Source organism: Streptomyces sp. NPDC001536 (genome assembly GCF_042894505.1).
GTDB lineage: Bacteria > Actinomycetota > Actinomycetes > Streptomycetales > Streptomycetaceae > Streptomyces.
This window is the reverse complement of sequence record NZ_JBIAVQ010000001.1, coordinates 914430-930260: the sequence shown is the minus strand read 5'-3', so window position 1 is coordinate 930260 and position 15831 is coordinate 914430. Positions and strand designations below refer to the sequence as shown.

Here is a 15831-nt window from a genome sequence, read left to right as displayed (position 1 = left end):
CTCACCGTGAGGCCGGTGCCTGCCATGGACCTCTCATTTCTCGGTGGTCCGCGCCCCCAGCGCGGTGTCGGTGTGGTCGCCCCCTTCGACTTCGCGCTGGACCGCGAGTTGTGGCGCTGGGTCCCGGACGACGTCTCGCTCCATCTGACCCGCACGCCGTACGTCCCCGTCGAGGTCAGCCTCGACCTGGCCCGTCTCGTCAGCGAGCACGAGACCCTGCACGACGCGGTACGCACCCTGAACGCCATCGCCCCCGAGGTCGTCGCCTACGCCTGCACCTCCGGCAGCTTCGTCGGCGGGGTCGCGGGGGAGCGGGCGATGTGCGAGGCGATGACGAGGGCGGGCGCGGTCCCGTCCGTGACGACGTCCGGCGCACTCCTGGAGGCGCTGATCGACCTCGGGGCACGCCGGGTGGCCCTCGTGACGCCGTACACCGTGTCGGTCACCCGGGCCCTGGAGGAGTACGTCGCGGAGGCGGGCATCGCGGTCAGCGGCTGCGCCTTCATGGGGCTGACCAGGCACATCTGGAAGGTCCCGTACCGGGAGGTCGTCGCCATGGCCCACAAGGCCGTCCGGCAGAACGCCGACGCGCTGTTCATCAGCTGCACCAACCTCCCGACGTACGACGTCATCCCGCAACTGGAGGCGGAACTGCGCCTACCGGTGATCTCGGCCAACCAGGTGACGATGTGGGCTGCGCTGCGTCGGCTGGGTACCCGGGCGGTAGGGCCGTACCAGGCGCTGGTCGATCCGGCGGCGCGGTCCGGCCCTGTGTTCCCGCAGGAGAAGCAGCCGGAAGAAGAGCAGCAGGAAGGCTGGTCATGACCGCACTGGGATTTCTCTACCCGGGCCACTCCGCCGAGGACGACTATCCGCGCATCGAGCAGCTTCTGGGCAGCGACATCCGCCTCGACGTGGTCCACACCGACATCGGCGAGGACGCCCACCGCGAGGACGCCCTGCTGAAGATGGGCTCGCCCGAACGGCTCGCGGCGGGCGTCGAGGACCTGCGCATGGCGGGCGCCGACTCCGTGGTGTGGGCCTGCACCAGCGGCAGTTTCGTCTACGGCTGGGAGGGCGCCCACGAACAGGTGCGCGGCCTGGCCCGTACGGCGGGCCTGCCGGCCTCCTCGACGTCCTTCGCCTTCGTGCACGCGGCGCGCGAGCTCGGGGCACGGCGGGTCGCGGTCGGGGCGACCTACCCGGACGACGTGGCGGCCCTGTTCGCGGAGTTCCTGCGAGCGGCCGGCCTGGAGGTCACCGGTGTGCGGGGCGCCGGGATCATCACGGCGGCGGAGGTCGGCACCTGGGGCGAGAAGGAGCTGTTCGCCCTGGCGAGGTCGGCCGACACCCCCGACGCGGACGTGATCCTGCTCCCGGACACGGCCCTCCACACCGCCGCCCACCTCCCCGCCCTGGAGAAGGAACTCGGCAAACCGGTCCTCACCGCCAACCAGGTCTCGGTCTGGGAGGGCCTGCGCCTGGCGGACCGCAGGGTGAACGCACCGAGGCTGGGCTCCCTGTTCACGAAGGAACCGATCGTGCAGGCGTAGGGCGCTGTCGCCCCCGCTCCTCAAAACGCCGGACGGGCTGACCAACCAGCCAGTCCGGCGTTTGAGGACAAGGGCAGCCCTCCCGATCCCCCACCCACCCCTGTCTTTTGTCTTTCAGCCCGTCCGGCGTTTGAGGACGAGGCCCCTTCAGGGCCGAAGCGGGTCTGGGGGCGCAGCCCCCAGGGATGGGACGGGTAGGGGCGGCGGGGGCGAAGGAATAAAACGGAGCCACCCTCCTGTTACACGCCGAAGGACAGCGCACGGCACCCACCACAGGAGGCACCACAGTGACGGCAGACGAGATTCGGGGAACGACCCACGGCACCGCCCCGACCCCCCTCTCCGTACTGGACCTGGTCACGGTAGGCGCCGGCCGCACCGCCACGGACGCCCTGCGCACCAGCGTCGAGCTCGCCAAGCTCACGGAGTCCCGCGGCTTCCACCGCTACTGGGTCGCCGAGCACCACTCCATGCCCGGCGTCGCCTCGTCGTCCCCCGCCGTGATCCTCGCCCACCTCGCCGCCCACACCGACCGGATCCGCCTCGGCTCGGGCGGCGTCATGCTGCCCAACCACGCCCCACTGGTGATCGCGGAGCAGTTCGGCACGCTGGAGGCGATGGCCCCGGGCCGCGTCGACCTGGGCCTGGGCCGCGCCCCCGGCACCGACGGCGCCACGGCGGCCGCCCTGCGCCGCACCGAGCGCCTCAACGAGGGCGCCGACGACTTCCCCGAGCAGCTCGTCGAGCTGACCCGCTTCCTGGACGACGACTTCCCCGACGGCCACCCCTACCGCCGTATCCACGCGGTCCCCGGCCCCATCCAGTCGACGTCCCCCGGCGGCGTCCAGTCCCCGCACCGCCCCCCGATCTGGCTCCTCGGTTCCTCCGGCTTCAGCGCCCGCCTCGCCGCCACCCTCGGCCTGCCGTTCGCCTTCGCCCACCACTTCTCGGCGCAGAACACCGTCCCGGCCCTGGACCTCTACCGCGAGTCCTTCCGCCCGAGCGCGGTCCTGAAGGAGCCGTACGCCCTCATCGGCGTCTCCGCCCTCGCCACGGACGACGAGAAGGAGGCCCGCCGCCAGGTCCTGGCCGCGAGCCTCAACATGGTCCGCCTGCGCACCGGCCGCCCCGGCCTCGTCCCCACCCCCGAGGAGGCGGAGGCCTACGAGTTCAGCCCCATGGAACGCGACTTCATCACGTCCTGGAACGCCAACGTCATCCACGGCTCGGTGGACGAGGTCCGCGCCGGTCTCGACGACCTTCAGAAGCGCACGGGCGCCGACGAGCTCATGCTCACCTCCCACGCCCACAGCGCGGAGCTGCGGCTGCGCAGCTACGAACTGATCGCCGACGCCTACGGGTTGCCGACGGCCTGACCGCTCATCAACTCGGAGATACGATCCGGCGCCACCGGCCGCGAGTACAGCCACCCCTGGCCGGTGTCGCAGCCGATGCGGCGCAGCCGGGACGCCTGGGCGGAGGTCTCGACGCACTCCGCGGTGACGGTCAGACCCAGCCGGTGGGCCAGCTGGATCATCGCCTCCACGACGACCTCGTCGGCCGGGTTGGGCGAGGCGCCCGTCCCCTCGTACTGGAAGCCCCGCACGAAGGAGCCGTCCAGCTTCAGGACCGCGACCGGGAGGCGGCTGAGGTAGGCGAGGTTGGAGTAGCCGGTGCCGAAGTCGTCGATGGCGATGTGGACGCCCATGTCGCTGAGGGCTTGGAGCGCCTGGAGGGGGCGGCCCGCGGAGCCCATGACCGCGGACTCCGTCAGCTCCAGTTGCAGGAGTCCCGGGGCCAGGCCCGTCTCCGCGAGGATCTCGGCGACGTCCTCGACCAGGTCGGAGTCCCAGACCTGGCGAACCGCGACGTTCACACTGACGAAGATCGGCGGCTCGCCGGGGTGGTCCAGCTGCCACTGCCGCGCCTGCCGGCAGGCGGTGGCCAGCACCCAGCGGCCGAGCTGCACGATCGAACCGTCCTCCTCGGCCAATCCGATGAACCGATTCGGCGTCAGCATGCCGAACTGCGGATGGTTCCAGCGGACCAGCGCCTCGACACCCCGCAGCCGGCCGTCCTCCATGCCGACCAGCGGCTGGTACTCGAGCGTGAACTCACCGCGCTCGATGGCAGGGCGGAGCGTGGAGGCGAGCGCCTGACGGGTCATCCGGTGGGCGTTGCGCTCCGGGTCGAAGAGCGTCCAGCGGGCCTTGCCGTCGGCCTTCGCCCAGTAGAGCGTGGTGTCGGCGGCCTGGACCAGGGCGGTGGGGGTGGTGCCGGCCGCGTGCCGTTCCACGACACCGATCGACGCGGAGACCGAGAGCCGGCGCCCGGAGATGTCGAAGGGCGCCTGGATCGCCTTCAGTACGGCCTCGGCGAGGTCCGCCAGCTGGTCGGTGCCGGTGGAGTCCTCGACGAGCAGGGCGAATTCGTCGCCGCCGAGCCTGGCCACCAGCGGCGCGCTGCCCCGGGTGAGGCCCGCCTCGTCGGCGCAGCGGGTCAGCCGTTCCGCCACCGCCGCCAGCAGCCGGTCGCCGACCCGGTGGCCGAGGGTGTCGTTGATCGCCTTGAAGCCGTCGAGGTCGAGATAGCAGAGCCCGATCCGCCCGGTGCCGCCCTGGGCGTACGACTCCACCTCCAGCGCGGCCGAGAGGCGCTCGAAGAAGAGGGTGCGGTTGGGCAGCCGGGTCACCGGGTCGTGCATCTGCAAGTGCCGCAGCCGGGCCTGGAGTTCGCGCTGTGAGCTGATGTCGGCGAGGGACAGCAGCACACCGGGCTCACCCGTGCCCAGCGGTGCGACCGTCACCTGCACCCACACGGACTGGCCGTCGGGGTGCTTGAGCCGGCGGGTGCACCGCAGCCTGGCCTGCCGGCCGCGCAGCACCTCCTGGTACGCCTGCCAGGTCCGCGCGTCCGAGGCCAGGTCCACCAGCTCCGCGGCGACCTGCCCGGCCAGCGCCTCGGGCGCGCTGCCGAGGAGTTCGCCCAGCGTCTCGTTGGCGCCGACGACCAGGCCCTCGCGGTCCACGACGGCCATGGCCAGCGGCGCGGCCGCGAAGGCCGATCGGTACGTCGGGGGTTCCGTACGAGGAGACGTACTGAAGTCACTGTCCGTGACGACCGCCCGGTCGAGATCTGCCGCGGGCGCCGGCCCTTCGGAGGTTCCGCTCACCGTTCGCTCCCGCAGTGCACTCGATCTCTGTCCGTGCAGGAAAGTGTGCCGATCATAGAGGCTGGCCCCCACCCCTTCCAGCCACCGTCCAGTGTCCCGGAACAACCGGCCCTTCTGACAGATCGTTTCTGCCCGCACCTGGACGGCTTGTCCGTGCTCCCGACCAGGTGTGACGTTCCGTGAGCGATTCGGGGTGTCGCTTCTGACGGTTCTTCGCCGTACTCACTCGTCTGGTGCAGACAAACAGGGCGTAGTACGACAATCTCACACAGGCTGGGTGCGGTGTCCCGCGAACCGCACCCGGAGGTCTCTGTGCCGCGCCCTTTTCCGCGCCCTCGACTGCGCAGCACTGCGGCCGTGTTCACCACCATGTCGGCGTTGGCCGCCACCTCTCTCATCACCGGTCCGTCGGTCGCCGAACCCTTCTCGGCCGAACCCTGTGCCCTGACCCGCACCCAGGCGCACCACTCCGAGGGTCTGGACACCTGGAACACCGCCTATCCGCGCCCGGCCCGGTCCCTGGACGCCGTGATGGTGTTCCTGTCCTTCCCGGACGCGGCCCCGCGCACCACCCCCGACGAACTGGCCGCCGACCACTTCCCGGCCACCAGCCGCTTCTTCGAGCAGGCCTCCTACGGCAAGTTCACGCTGCGCCCGCATCCGCTGCGGCACTGGATCCGGATGCCGCAGCCGTCCACGGCGTACGCCATACAGCGTGACTGGAGCGCGTCCCACCGCGCCGCGTATCTGCGCGACGCGCTGAGCGCGGCGGACGGGCTGGTGGACTTCTCCCGGTACGACGTCGTCTACTTCGTCGCCGATCCGGACGCGCCGGGCGTGGACTCCGACGCGACGAAGGTCGTCAACCTGGACGCCCCGATGCGGGCCGACGGCACGGACATCCGCCGGGTCGTCACGGTCTTCGAGCAGCATCCGCCGGACCGGCTCGTCCTCGCCCATGAGACCGGCCACGTGTTCGACCTGCCCGATCTGTACCACCGCCCGGTGGACGGCAAGGGTGACTGGGACACGTTCGTCGGCGACTGGGACCTGATGGGCAGCCAGTTCGGGCTGTCGCCGGACCTGTTCGCCTGGCACAAGTGGAAGCTGGGCTGGCTGGAGCCGCGACAGGTGACGTGTGTGCGGGGTCCGACGCGGCTGACGCTGGAGCCGCTGGGGGCGGGGCCGGGGCCGGGGCCGGTGGGCGCGGCGGGGACGCCGGGGACGCCGGGGTCGGCGGGGGCGGCCTCCTTCGGGCTGGGCCGCGGCACCAAGCTCGCGGTGGTCCGGACCGGGCCCGACAGCGCCCTCGCCTTCGAGGCGCGCAGCGCGGTCGGCAACGACACGGAGACCTGCCGCGAGGGCGTGCTCGTCTACCGCGTCCACGCCGGCTCCCCGTCCGGCGGCGGACCGGTCCAGGTGATCGACGCCCACCCCCGCACCGAAGCCTGCTGGGAAGGCTCCGTCTACCCACCCCTCGCCGACGCCCCCATCGCCCTCGGTGAGAGCTTCACGGTGCCGGACTCGGGCGTACGGGTGGAGGTGGAGGGCCGGACGGCTTCGGGGACCTGGACGGTACAGATCACGCCCAGGGCGTAGCAGATACGGCAAAGGCCCCTCGCTCTTCCGAGAGGCCCATGACGAAGGCCCCCCGCTCGCGCGAGAGGCCTTCGTTGTCGGTGCGCCGCCAGGGACTCGAACCCCGGACCCGCTGATTAAGAGTCAGCTGCTCTAACCAACTGAGCTAGCGGCGCCTGCTGACGTCGTAGACCTTAGCATCCTGATCGGCGGGAGGAAAAATCGATATCCGCACGGCCGCGCGGGCCGCCCGTACGGCTGCCCAGAGGAGGATCTCCGGGCCCGGTAACCAGGGGTGACGTGTGTCGGGGGCGACGAGCCAGCGGCTGTCGAAGGGGGTCGGGGCGGCGTGCGTCGGCCGGGGCGCGGGGACGGTCACCGCGTCTCCGGCGCCGTGGCACAGCAGCGGCGGAACCGCCCCCGTACGCCCGAACTCCTCCCACCGCAGCAGCGAGGGCAACCGGTGTGCCGTGCCCGGCGCGGCGAACAGCAGCGTCCGGCCGCGGAACACCGCGACCGGCCCCGAGCCCGGCCCCTCGCCCCACAGTCGGTCCAGCATCCGGCGCCCGAAGATCGCGGGCACGCTGACGACGTCGAAGGCGGTACCGCAGGGCAGTACGACCGGTGCGTCCGGCCGGTCCTCCCACAGGGCCAGCGTGCTCCGCGGATACGTTCCTGCCGAGGCGAGCCACTCGGCGCCGTCCGCGGTGACGCCGTAGACGTCGGAACGGTCGGCGAAGAGCCCCTTGGGTGTGTCGCTCATGTCTCCAGATGTACCGGGCGTGAGCGCGCCGTCTCGGGGGGTTGCCGGAAACCGGGACAGGGGAGGGTGCGGGGGAGTATCTTGCCCACCTGGCATATGCCAGAGCTTTACGCAGGGTCGATGGTGCCCTTGCCTTCGGCGCCCCGCATCAGGCCCCGGCCGAACTCGATCATCTTCTTGGCATAGTCCTCGGTCCACTCGGCCCGTTCCGCGATGTCCGCCGGCGTCAGCCGGTCGAACCGCCGCGGGTCCGCCAGCTGGGCCGCCGCGATCGCCTGGAACTCCACGGCACGATCCGTCGCCGCGCGGAAGGCGAGCGTCAGCTCCGTCGCCCGGGCCAGCAGCGCCCTGGGGTCGTCGATGGACTCCAGATCGAAGAAGTGCTCCGGATCGGAGGCCACCTCCGCGGGCTCGAAGAGCAGGGGCGCGGGGCGTAGCCGCGGTTCATGCCGACGCGGCGTGGGCTCCGCCATGTCTTCTCCTCCTCGTACGTTGCCGATGACCCGACTGTCGGAAGCGGGCCGTCGTCCATTGTCTCGTGGCCGCGCAAGAGCGCGGGCTGTGTCCCTCGGCGGCCCCGGCGGAGGCATGCCCAGGCGGGTGCGTGTCCGAACCGTGCGGGACCTTCGCATCACGGCTGCCACACCACCCGGTGCTCGGCCAGATGGGCCAGCACCGCGTGATTCGCCTCCCACCCGTCCGGGCTGTTTCCCTTGGCCGCCTCCGGCGGCGTGCCGGACTCCGTCCGGCGAAGAGGCGGTGCTGAGCGGGATGCCCGCCGACCAGGTGCCCGGCACGTCGATCACGGCCGCCACACCACCCGGTGCTCGGCCAGATGCGCCAGCACCGCGTGATTCGCCTCCCACCCGTCCGGGAACTTCACCACCGTCCCCAGCTGTACCGGCTCCGTCGACGGATAGTCGTCCAGCAGCTCGCCCACCCCCGCCCGGCAGACCACGATGCACGCGTGCCGGTGGCGGGAGGCGAGGACGCAGAGGCGGCCCGTCTCCAGGTGGAAGGCGGTGGCGTCGGGGCGGCCGGAGAGCGGGTGGAGGATGACGGTGACGTCGTACTCGCGGCCCTGGAGACGGTTCGCCGTGTCGACCGTCACCTCCGTGACGCCCAGCTCGGCCAGGGCCGCGCGGACGGCCGCCGCCTGGTCGCGGTGGGCCGTGCCGACGGCGACGCGGTCCGCGGTGAGGGGGGACGGGTCGGGCGAGCGCTCCGAGGTCGCCGCGCCGCCCCGGTCCAGGAGGCGGCGTACGACCGTCGCCACCGCCCGCACCGCCTCCGGGTCCGTGCGCGGGGTGTGCCGGGCGGGCAGCTCCAGCAGGCCCCAGCCCGACTCCGCCGCCTCGTCGATGACCCGGTCGGGTCCGGAGCCGTCCGAGGGGACGGCGAAGGCGAGGCTCCGGTCGCCGTGGTCCGTGCCGCTGCGGAAGGGCGTGAACGGGTAGAACGCGTCGGAGACCAGCTGGGCCGCCGACGCCGGGAGCCGCCAGGACACCGGCAGGCGGTGCTGCGGCAGCTCCGGGTTGTGGGCCAGCAGGGTCGTCACCGCCGACGCCGACGGGTCGTACGACAGCCCCGCCCACTGCTCGCTGCCCACGATCGCGAACGGGTCCAGCTGCCCCGGGTCGCCCACGAACAGCGCCCGCTCGAACAGCCCGGCCACGGCCAGCAGCGAGTCCGAGCGCATCTGGTACGCCTCGTCGACGATCGCGTGCTGCCACGGCTCGTCGACCTTGACGTGCGCCCACTTCGCGGCGGTGGAGAGGGTGACCGGGAGACCGGCCAGCTCCGCCGGCTTCGCGGACTTCCGTACGTTCGGCAGGTCGTCCAGCGCCTTGTCGTACGCGTCCGTGTCACTGCTGTGCAGCCGGCCGACCGGCAGCTCCGGGTTCTTCTCCGCGAGCCGCAGCACGAGGTCGTCGACCTGGGCGTTGGTCTGCGCGACGACCATCAGCGGGCGCCCCGCCTCGGCCAGTTCGAGCGCCGCGCGGACGACGAGAGTGGACTTGCCGGCGCCGGGCGGGGAGTCCACGACGACACCGCGTCTGTCGCTGTGCAGGGTGTTGTGGAGGATCGCGTCGGTGGCCTGCGCGGCGGCCGTACCCGGGTCGAAGACCGTGGTCACAGAACGTCCTCCTCGGTCATGCGATCGGCGGCCTCCTGGACCGCCTCGCCGGGCGGCCCGCCGTGCGTCCAGGGCGTGGCCTCCGGGTCGGGCAGCTTCGCGCCGCCGCGCTGCTCGTGCTCGAAGAGGGTGAAGCAGAGCCGGTCGCCCTTCTCCGGCACGGACCCGGTCTCGGGCTCCTTGCCGCGGCCCATCTTGTCGAGGACGCGCAGCACGATCAGGGCGCCGTCGTCCTCGTGGCCGACGAACTCGGCCGTCTGCGGCTTGCCGTTCAGGGAGCGGTACACCTTCACGCGCTCCCCGAGGTGGGGCCGGTCGTCCGTGCGGACCGTGACGAGCGGGCGCGGGCTGGGGCGCTTGCCCTCGCTGTACGTCATCACGACGTCGGTGACCTCGCCCGCGAACGCCTCCCCGGACAGCCGCCGCCCCGCCATCACCAGCGGGTCGTCCAGGGCCTCCTGCGCCTCCAGACGGGCCTGTTCGCGTTCGCGCGTGGCGAGTTTGTTGGCGGCGGTGACCGCGTCGTCGCGGCGTGGCTGCGGGGGCTCGCCGGCCAGGACACGGTCGCGGTGGCTGGTGAAGGACCAGCGGTCCCGGGTCCAGCGCTCCTCGACGCGCGCGCCCTCGGGCAGCGTCCGCAGCAGGTCCAGGCCGCGCCACACCGCGTCCCAGGTCGGCCGGGTCCGGCTCTCCACCAGGTCCCTGATCCGCTGCTCGGCGGTGGTGAGTTCACCGAGCCGGTCGTCCGCCTCCAGACCGTCCTGGGCGGCGGCGAGAGCGGTACGCGCGCGGTCGTAGCGCTCGATGGCCGGGGCGAGCAGTTTGTTGTCGAACGCCGGGTCGGTCGCGGGACCGGCCGGCGGGTGCAGCAGCTGCCCCTTCGCGTCGCGGCCGAGCTCGGCCTCCAGGGCGGCCTCGGCGCCGGTCACGCCCTCCGGTGGGTCGATCCAGGCGAGCAGCGCGCCCAGGTGCTGGTCCTCCAGGGTGGACTGGCCGGTCGCCCAGTGCCGGGAGAGGACGTCCGTCGCGGCGAGCAGCAGGGAGGAGCCGGGGACCCTGGCCCGCTCCCCGAAGTGGGTCAGCCACCGGCCCAGCAACGGCACGCGCGGTGGTGCGGGATGCGGGGACTCCGGGTCCTGCTCGGCCGTACGCCGAAAACGCATTGAGCGTCCCAGCAGCCGTACGAGGTCGACGCCCGCGCGGCTCGGCACGATCAGCTGCGGGGCGTCCGCGCACAGCTCGACCTCGACCTTGACCCGCTTGCCGGTCTCCGGGTCGGTCTCATTGCGCTCGGCCGCCTCGACGGACTCGGCGTAGGCGTCGACGTACGGCAGCACGACGTCCGCCAGCTCGGCCAGGAACGCGAACCTGAGATCGCGGTCGCGCGGCTGCGGTACGACGAGGAGGCGCGGGGCGTCCCGGTCGGTGCCGACGAGCGCGCCGAGCGGGGCGCCGGCCTCACCGGCGGTGATGAGCGGCACGAGGACCAGGGGCCGGTCGGAGAGGTGCCGGTGCCGGACCGTGGCGGAGGGCTGGGCGCGGCCGGTGGTGACGGCTTCGAGGCGGGCGAGGGTGGTGATCAGTGACATGCCGGTGCCTCCAGGGCGGTCGCGCCCGGTGCCCCCGGAGTCGCCGACACCCTCAAGGCCGCCGCACCCAGCGCCTCGGCCCGCAGTTCCGCCGCTCTGCGCAGGGCGGCCACCGCCGGGTCCTCGGCGTCCCCGGCCTCTCCGCGGGCCGCCGCCAGGACGTCCGTCACGGTGGTCAGACCGCCGAGCTCGGCCCGCACGGACCGGCCCAGGGACGTCACCGCGCCGGCCGCGCGGGAGCGGTCACGGCAGTGGAAGGCCAGCTCGCACGCGGCCAGGCACTCGGGCGCGTACGTCGCCGGGACCGACTCGACGGCCGCCGTCAGCTCCTCGGCGGGCCGGGCGGGGTCGAAGCAGGTGCCCTCGGGGAGCGTCTCGGCGATGTCCTGGATACGGGTGAGCCGGGCCAGCTGGCGGCCGGTCACCGCCCGCTGCTTGCGGATGTCCACGGCGGAGGCGGTGGGCAGGTTGGAGAAGTCCTTGGGGCACACCAGGAGGACCCGGTCGTGTACCTCCGGGGCAGGGTCCAGGCGGGCGGCGACCTGCTCCAGCGCCAGCACGTACACCGCCGCCTGCCGTGCTGCCGCGCCCACCTTCGCCGGGTCCGCCGAACCGTCCAGCATCGGGAAGGACTTGATCTCCACGACCGTCCACGTGCCGTCCGGGTGCACGACCACCGCGTCCGGCTCCAGGAAGGCGGGGGTGCCCGCGACGTCCAGCGCGAGCATCGGGTGGTCGAGCAGGGTCCACTCGCCGACCGCCGCGGTGGCCTCGCGCAGCGCCAGTGCCGTCCGGGCCGTGCGCCCTTCGGGGCCGATCGCGGTCAGCTCGGGCACCCGCGCGTGGGCGGGCGGCTCGGCGGAGCGGTCCAGCCTCTCGTGGACCAGCCGCAGCAGTTCCGCGCCGCCGTCCGCCTTGACCTTCGCCTCGAACGCGTTGCCCCGGGTGAGCGCGAACTGCGACTGACCGAACGCCGACGGCGAGCCGAGGGCGCCCGCCAGCGCCGCCTTGTTCACCCCGGCGCCGTCCAGGATCGCGCGCCGTCTGCAGCCCGGGTTCGCGGCGAGGGCGGCCAGGGCGCGGGCATCCAGCGCCTTGGCGGGGACATCGGGACCGCGCAGCTCAGCGAGCTGTTGCCGGAGCGCCGTCCCCCGCGTCCGTGGGAGAGGCACTCGGTTCGGCTCCGGCGGGGACCCGAGACTCGCGCTGCCGTGGAATTCGCTCACCCGCGGAAGTCTGGCATCCGGCACTGACAATTGAGGCCTGTGCGCCAGGAGTGCTCGCCGCGGCAGGCGCGAGGACCACCGCCGCGCGCGCCTTGAACCGATCCGCGCCGCGCAGCACGAACGGCGCCAGCAGCAGCCCGACACCCATGACGGCGGCGCCCGCGACCGCGTCGAGGAAGTAGTGGTTGGCGGTGCCCATCACCACGATCGTGGTGATCAGCGGGTAGGCGACACCCAGGACCTTCGTCGTACGCGTGCCGCCGTAGCGCCACAGCATGACCCCGCACCACAGCGCCCAGCCCACATGCAGGCTCGGCATGGCCGCGTACTGGTTCGTCATGCCCCCCATGCCCCGGGGCGCGCTCGCCTCGCCGCCCCACCAGCCGTACGAGCTGTACTGGGCCATCGTGTCGACGAAGCCGTGGCTCTCCGACAGCAGCCGGGGCGGGCAGGTCGGCAGCAGGGTGAAGCCGATCAGGCCGATGAACGTCGACGTCATCAGCCAGGTGCGGGCCGCGCGGTACCGCACCGTGCGGGAGCGGAACAGCCAGACCAGGATCACCGGAGTGACGAGGTAGTGCAGCGACGCGTACCAGAAGTCGGCCGGCACGCCGATCCAGGCCTCGCGGGTGAACAGGCGGTTGAGCGGGTGCTCGGCGTTGATGTGGAGGAACTTCTCGACCTTCAGGATCGCCAGACCGTGGTCGACCGCGTGCGTGACGTCGCCGCGCGCGAGGAGCCGGCCCGCCGAGTAGCAGGCGTACACCAGGAGGATCAGCGGCAGCTCCGTCCACCAGCGCAGACGGGTGTGCGAGGCAGCCTCGATGCCTGGTGTCTCGGCGTGCGGCATCCGATCGCCTCCCCCTTCTTGTCGCGGCGTCCGGTTGCCCGGTCTTGCCACTTTACGGTGTATGTGTTCGCCCCTGTTGAGGGCCCCCGGCCCTCTAGGACGCAGAGATCGCCCGACGGGTTGCCCCCGCACAGGGTGCGGGATGATGGGTGTGGCCCGCCCGCGTTTTTCCTCGAAAGGTCCCTCCGCACATGGCACCGCGCATCCTGCTGGCCCGGCACGGACAGACCGAATGGTCGCTGGCCGGGAAACATACCGGCAGAACCGATGTGCCGCTCCTGGAGGAGGGGCGCAGGGGCGCCAAACTACTCGGTGAGCGCCTGCACCGGGCACCGCTCGACGGCCTGCCGGACGTCGAGGTGCGCACCAGCCCGCTGGCACGCGCGCGTGAGACCTGCGAGATCGCCGGCTTCAAGGAGCGCGCGACCGAGTGGGACACGCTCCTCGAGTGGGACTACGGCGCGTACGAGGGCATGACCCCGGCCGACATCCAGACCGTCCGCCCCGGCTGGCTCATCTGGCGCGACGGGGTGCCCGAGGGCGAGACGCTCGCCGAGGTGACGGCCCGCGCGGACGAGGTGGTCGCCTGGGCCCGTGCGGCGGACCGGGACGTCCTGGTCTTCGCGCACGGGCACATCCTGCGGTCCATAGGCGCACGCTGGCTGGGCCTGCCGCTCGACTTCGCCGCGCGGATCCGGCTCAACCCGACGTCGCTGTCGGTCCTGGGTTGGGCCTACGGCGAGCCGGCGATCGAGAGCTGGAACGACCTGGGGCATCTGGCGGGCTAGGCGGATCTCGGCACGCTCGCGTGCCGCTCCAGGAAGGTGGAGACCCCCGACGCCCTGCGGTGCGGCAGCAGCACCCGGGCCGTGCCCGCCAGCATCGACTGGATCCGTGACGACTGGACCTGACCCAGCAGGTCCAGGACGCGCATTCCCGCCGCCGCGGCCTCGTCGGGCCGGCCGCCGCGGGCTAGGTCGTCGGCCAGTTCGGCCGTGTACAGGGCGATGTTCCGGCTGAAGTGGGGGTCCTGGAGCTCGGCCGCGCGGTGCGCGTGGCGGGCCGCGCGCGGCCAGTCGCCGAGCGTCGACCAGCACTGCGCCTCCAGGCCCTCCAGCTCTGCCTCGCCGTAGAAGCTCATCCACTCGGGGTCGGCGTCCGAGGGCCCTCTCTCGTAGAGGGCCTGCGCGCGGGCCAGCGCCTGTTCGCAGCCGGTGCGGTCGGCGAGCCCCGCCCAGCCGCCCGCCTCGCGCAGCGCGAGCAGCGACATCAGCCGCGCGGAGCCCAGGGAGCGTCCGACGCGCTGCGCGGCCTGCGCGGCGCGCAGCGCCTCCCGCGGTCGCCCCGCGTCGCGTGCGAGGAACGCCGTGTTGCAGAAGGCGTGCGACTCCAGGGCGGCGTCACCGGTCATCCGGGCGGTCGCGAGCGCCTCCGCGTAGTGCGAGCGCGCGTCGTCGTAGCGCCCCGAGTCGTGCGCCAGCCAGCCCACCGAGATGGCGAGCTCACCCGCACCCGAGTGCAGGCGGTCGGCGGTCGTCTGCCGGGTGGCTCCGGCGTCCAGCAGCGCGTACGCGGCGCGCAGCGGGGTCGCCGCGCGCCGGTACAGTCCGTCCGCGCCGTGCCGGTCGTCCAGCAGCCGGATCCTGCGGACCGCTTCGTCCAGGGCGTCCACATCGCTCGCCCCCACCCGGCGGACGGGGCGTCCCGCGGCCGCGGCGTCGGGGGCGAGCCCGATGGGGCCCAGTGAGGCGGCGGCCACCGTGGCGCCCCCGCCGGTCATGAATGCGCGACGCAGCACGTCGCTCTCCTCGTTGTCGTACGTCTCGTAGGGGTCCTGCGTGTCATACGGCTCGTACGCCCCCCACGTCTCACCCGTGGCGTACACGGGGGTCGAGACGCATACCGGGGGCGCGACCTCGGTGGTGCGCGCCCCGCGTCCGCGTACGGACGAGCGGGGGGCGAACCCCAGGTCGGTGAGCGTGCGGCCGGGGAACATGTGCAGGAACACCCGCTCGTACGCGTAGTTGGGGCAGCGGATCTCGCCCGCCTCGACCCGGCCCACATAGCGCGCGTCACAGCTGACCCGCTCGCCGATCTCGCGCGCGGCCCGTCGAACCGCCGCGGCGAACTCGGCCGGGGAGCGCTGTCCGCGCAGCTCCCGGAACGCGAGGTTCGGCCGCGGTGGCCGGGGGTACTGGGACGAGGTCATCGTTGACGACGCCATGGCCGGGTCCTCTCGTGCGAACCGTCGAACCATGCCGGATTCGGGGTGAGTTGTGCGTGTGACACCCTGTTTCCAGCGGGCAAGAACGTACCCGCTGTGCCGGACCCGCCACGCAGGGTTTGGCTACAAACCGGATATCTCATCCAGGATCTGCCATGAACTGCCATCCTTTGCGGCTGACTTGCGCCGTAGCCGTTGACGCCGCCGTGCGTTGAACTCCACAGGACCGGGAGCCGCCCGACTCCCGACCCGCTCGTTACGAGGAGGGGTTCCGTGGTGGTGGAGGCCGGGATGGAGACCAGCCAGAGCATCGAAGTGTTGACGCCGACGGCGGAGCGCAGCGAGCCACCGGTCCCGGAGGCCGGGTGCGACCTCGTCACGGTGCCGACCCGGCAGGGTCTGGAGGCGGTCGACATCCTGCGGCGCGGGGCGGGGGACGCGGTGGGGCCGGTCCTCCACGACGACGGTGGCGACACCCTCGGCTTCGTGGTCCCGCCGGGCACGGCCGCCGCGTGGGACGTACCGGGCAGCACCTGTACGGAGACCGACGGGCGGGGGCTGCGGCTGAACCCCGAGCCGCCGGTGGAGGGCTCGGACTGGCTGCTGCCGCCCGGCGAGGCGGACCTGGCGACGGACCCGGCGGTGCTGCGGGCGGCGCTGGGGGAGGCGGCGCGCCTGATCGAGGCGGCGGACAACTGCCGGTGACGTGACGGGGCCCGGCGCCGGTGCGGGCCGCAAG

Annotated in this window: 14 protein-coding genes and 1 tRNA gene; 6 read left to right on the top strand and 9 right to left on the bottom strand. The window is 72.8% G+C overall.

Features of this window, described 5'->3' with window-relative positions:
- Nucleotides 1–24: 24 nt before the first annotated feature.
- The 3 genes from ACFY0U_RS04190 to ACFY0U_RS04180 all read left to right on the top strand — a co-directional run bounded on the left by ACFY0U_RS04190 (nt 25) and on the right by ACFY0U_RS04180 (nt 2929).
- A complete protein-coding gene (locus tag ACFY0U_RS04190; RefSeq protein WP_388629845.1) occupies nt 25–825 on the top strand; it encodes an aspartate/glutamate racemase family protein in 801 nt (266 codons plus the stop codon).
- Nucleotides 822–1553, top strand: a complete 732-nt coding sequence (locus tag ACFY0U_RS04185; RefSeq protein WP_388629842.1) for an aspartate/glutamate racemase family protein — start codon at nt 822–824, stop codon at nt 1551–1553. Before ACFY0U_RS04190 ends, ACFY0U_RS04185 begins: the two co-directional genes overlap by 4 nt.
- Before the next feature lie 287 nt (nt 1554–1840).
- Nucleotides 1841–2929, top strand: coding sequence for an LLM class flavin-dependent oxidoreductase (locus ACFY0U_RS04180; protein WP_388629839.1), 1089 nt, complete (start codon nt 1841–1843; stop codon nt 2927–2929).
- Here the strand turns inward: ACFY0U_RS04180 and ACFY0U_RS04175 are convergent.
- Nucleotides 2908–4725 carry a putative bifunctional diguanylate cyclase/phosphodiesterase gene (locus ACFY0U_RS04175; protein WP_388629836.1) on the bottom strand — a complete coding sequence of 606 codons (1818 nt, stop codon included), beginning with the start codon at nt 4723–4725 and terminating at the stop codon, nt 2908–2910. The two genes, ACFY0U_RS04180 and ACFY0U_RS04175, sit on opposite strands and share 22 nt — an antisense overlap.
- Before the next feature lie 312 nt (nt 4726–5037).
- On the opposite strand from ACFY0U_RS04175, the gene ACFY0U_RS04170 reads away from it, so the two are divergent.
- Complete coding sequence (locus ACFY0U_RS04170) at nt 5038–6324, top strand: M6 family metalloprotease domain-containing protein (RefSeq protein ID WP_388629833.1); 1287 nt, start codon at nt 5038–5040, stop codon at nt 6322–6324.
- Between the two features lie 81 nt (nt 6325–6405).
- Here the strand turns inward: ACFY0U_RS04170 and ACFY0U_RS04165 are convergent.
- The 7 genes from ACFY0U_RS04165 to ACFY0U_RS04135 all read right to left on the bottom strand — a co-directional run bounded on the left by ACFY0U_RS04165 (nt 6406) and on the right by ACFY0U_RS04135 (nt 12868).
- Nucleotides 6406–6479: transfer RNA gene (locus tag ACFY0U_RS04165), tRNA-Lys, on the bottom strand.
- Complete coding sequence (locus tag ACFY0U_RS04160; protein ID WP_388629830.1) at nt 6470–7066, bottom strand: bifunctional DNA primase/polymerase; 597 nt, start codon at nt 7064–7066, stop codon at nt 6470–6472. Before ACFY0U_RS04160 ends, ACFY0U_RS04165 begins: the two co-directional genes overlap by 10 nt.
- A 107-nt stretch (nt 7067–7173) precedes the next feature.
- Nucleotides 7174–7539, bottom strand: a complete 366-nt coding sequence (locus ACFY0U_RS04155) for a hypothetical protein (RefSeq protein ID WP_388629827.1) — start codon at nt 7537–7539, stop codon at nt 7174–7176.
- A 329-nt stretch (nt 7540–7868) separates the two neighbouring features.
- A complete protein-coding gene (locus ACFY0U_RS04150) occupies nt 7869–9203 on the bottom strand; it encodes an AAA domain-containing protein (RefSeq protein ID WP_388629825.1) in 1335 nt (444 codons plus the stop codon).
- Complete coding sequence (locus ACFY0U_RS04145) at nt 9200–10792, bottom strand: hypothetical protein (protein WP_388629823.1); 1593 nt, start codon at nt 10790–10792, stop codon at nt 9200–9202. Before ACFY0U_RS04145 ends, ACFY0U_RS04150 begins: the two co-directional genes overlap by 4 nt.
- Nucleotides 10783–11964 (bottom strand): hypothetical protein, encoded by a 1182-nt coding sequence (locus ACFY0U_RS04140; RefSeq protein ID WP_388629821.1) that lies wholly within the window; start codon nt 11962–11964, stop codon nt 10783–10785. The genes ACFY0U_RS04145 and ACFY0U_RS04140 overlap by 10 nt, the downstream gene beginning before the upstream one ends.
- Nucleotides 11915–12868, bottom strand: coding sequence for a phosphatase PAP2 family protein (locus ACFY0U_RS04135; protein WP_388629818.1), 954 nt, complete (start codon nt 12866–12868; stop codon nt 11915–11917). Before ACFY0U_RS04135 ends, ACFY0U_RS04140 begins: the two co-directional genes overlap by 50 nt.
- A 191-nt stretch (nt 12869–13059) precedes the next feature.
- On the opposite strand from ACFY0U_RS04135, the gene ACFY0U_RS04130 reads away from it, so the two are divergent.
- Nucleotides 13060–13656, top strand: coding sequence for a histidine phosphatase family protein (locus tag ACFY0U_RS04130; protein WP_388629815.1), 597 nt, complete (start codon nt 13060–13062; stop codon nt 13654–13656).
- On the opposite strand, the gene ACFY0U_RS04125 is transcribed toward ACFY0U_RS04130, so the two are convergent.
- A complete protein-coding gene (locus ACFY0U_RS04125) occupies nt 13653–15092 on the bottom strand; it encodes a hypothetical protein (protein WP_388629813.1) in 1440 nt (479 codons plus the stop codon). The two genes, ACFY0U_RS04130 and ACFY0U_RS04125, sit on opposite strands and share 4 nt — an antisense overlap.
- A 276-nt stretch (nt 15093–15368) precedes the next feature.
- On the opposite strand from ACFY0U_RS04125, the gene ACFY0U_RS04120 reads away from it, so the two are divergent.
- Entirely contained in the window at nt 15369–15797 is a 429-nt protein-coding gene (locus ACFY0U_RS04120) for a hypothetical protein (RefSeq protein ID WP_388630450.1), read from the top strand.
- Nucleotides 15798–15831: the final 34 nt, after the last annotated feature.

Excerpts from the sequence above, each read along its gene's own strand:
- ACFY0U_RS04190 (WP_388629845.1), top strand. The coding sequence starts at position 25 with ATGGACCTCTCATTTCTCGGTGGTCCGCGCCCCCAGCGCGGTGTCGGT.
- ACFY0U_RS04185 (WP_388629842.1), top strand. The coding sequence starts at position 822 with ATGACCGCACTGGGATTTCTCTACCCGGGCCACTCCGCCGAGGACGAC.
- ACFY0U_RS04160 (WP_388629830.1), bottom strand. The coding sequence starts at position 7,066 with ATGAGCGACACACCCAAGGGGCTCTTCGCCGACCGTTCCGACGTCTAC.
- ACFY0U_RS04155 (WP_388629827.1), bottom strand. The coding sequence starts at position 7,539 with ATGGCGGAGCCCACGCCGCGTCGGCATGAACCGCGGCTACGCCCCGCG.
- ACFY0U_RS04145 (WP_388629823.1), bottom strand. The coding sequence starts at position 10,792 with ATGTCACTGATCACCACCCTCGCCCGCCTCGAAGCCGTCACCACCGGC.
- ACFY0U_RS04135 (WP_388629818.1), bottom strand. The coding sequence starts at position 12,868 with ATGCCGCACGCCGAGACACCAGGCATCGAGGCTGCCTCGCACACCCGT.
- ACFY0U_RS04130 (WP_388629815.1), top strand. The coding sequence starts at position 13,060 with ATGGCACCGCGCATCCTGCTGGCCCGGCACGGACAGACCGAATGGTCG.
- ACFY0U_RS04125 (WP_388629813.1), bottom strand. The coding sequence starts at position 15,092 with ATGGCGTCGTCAACGATGACCTCGTCCCAGTACCCCCGGCCACCGCGG.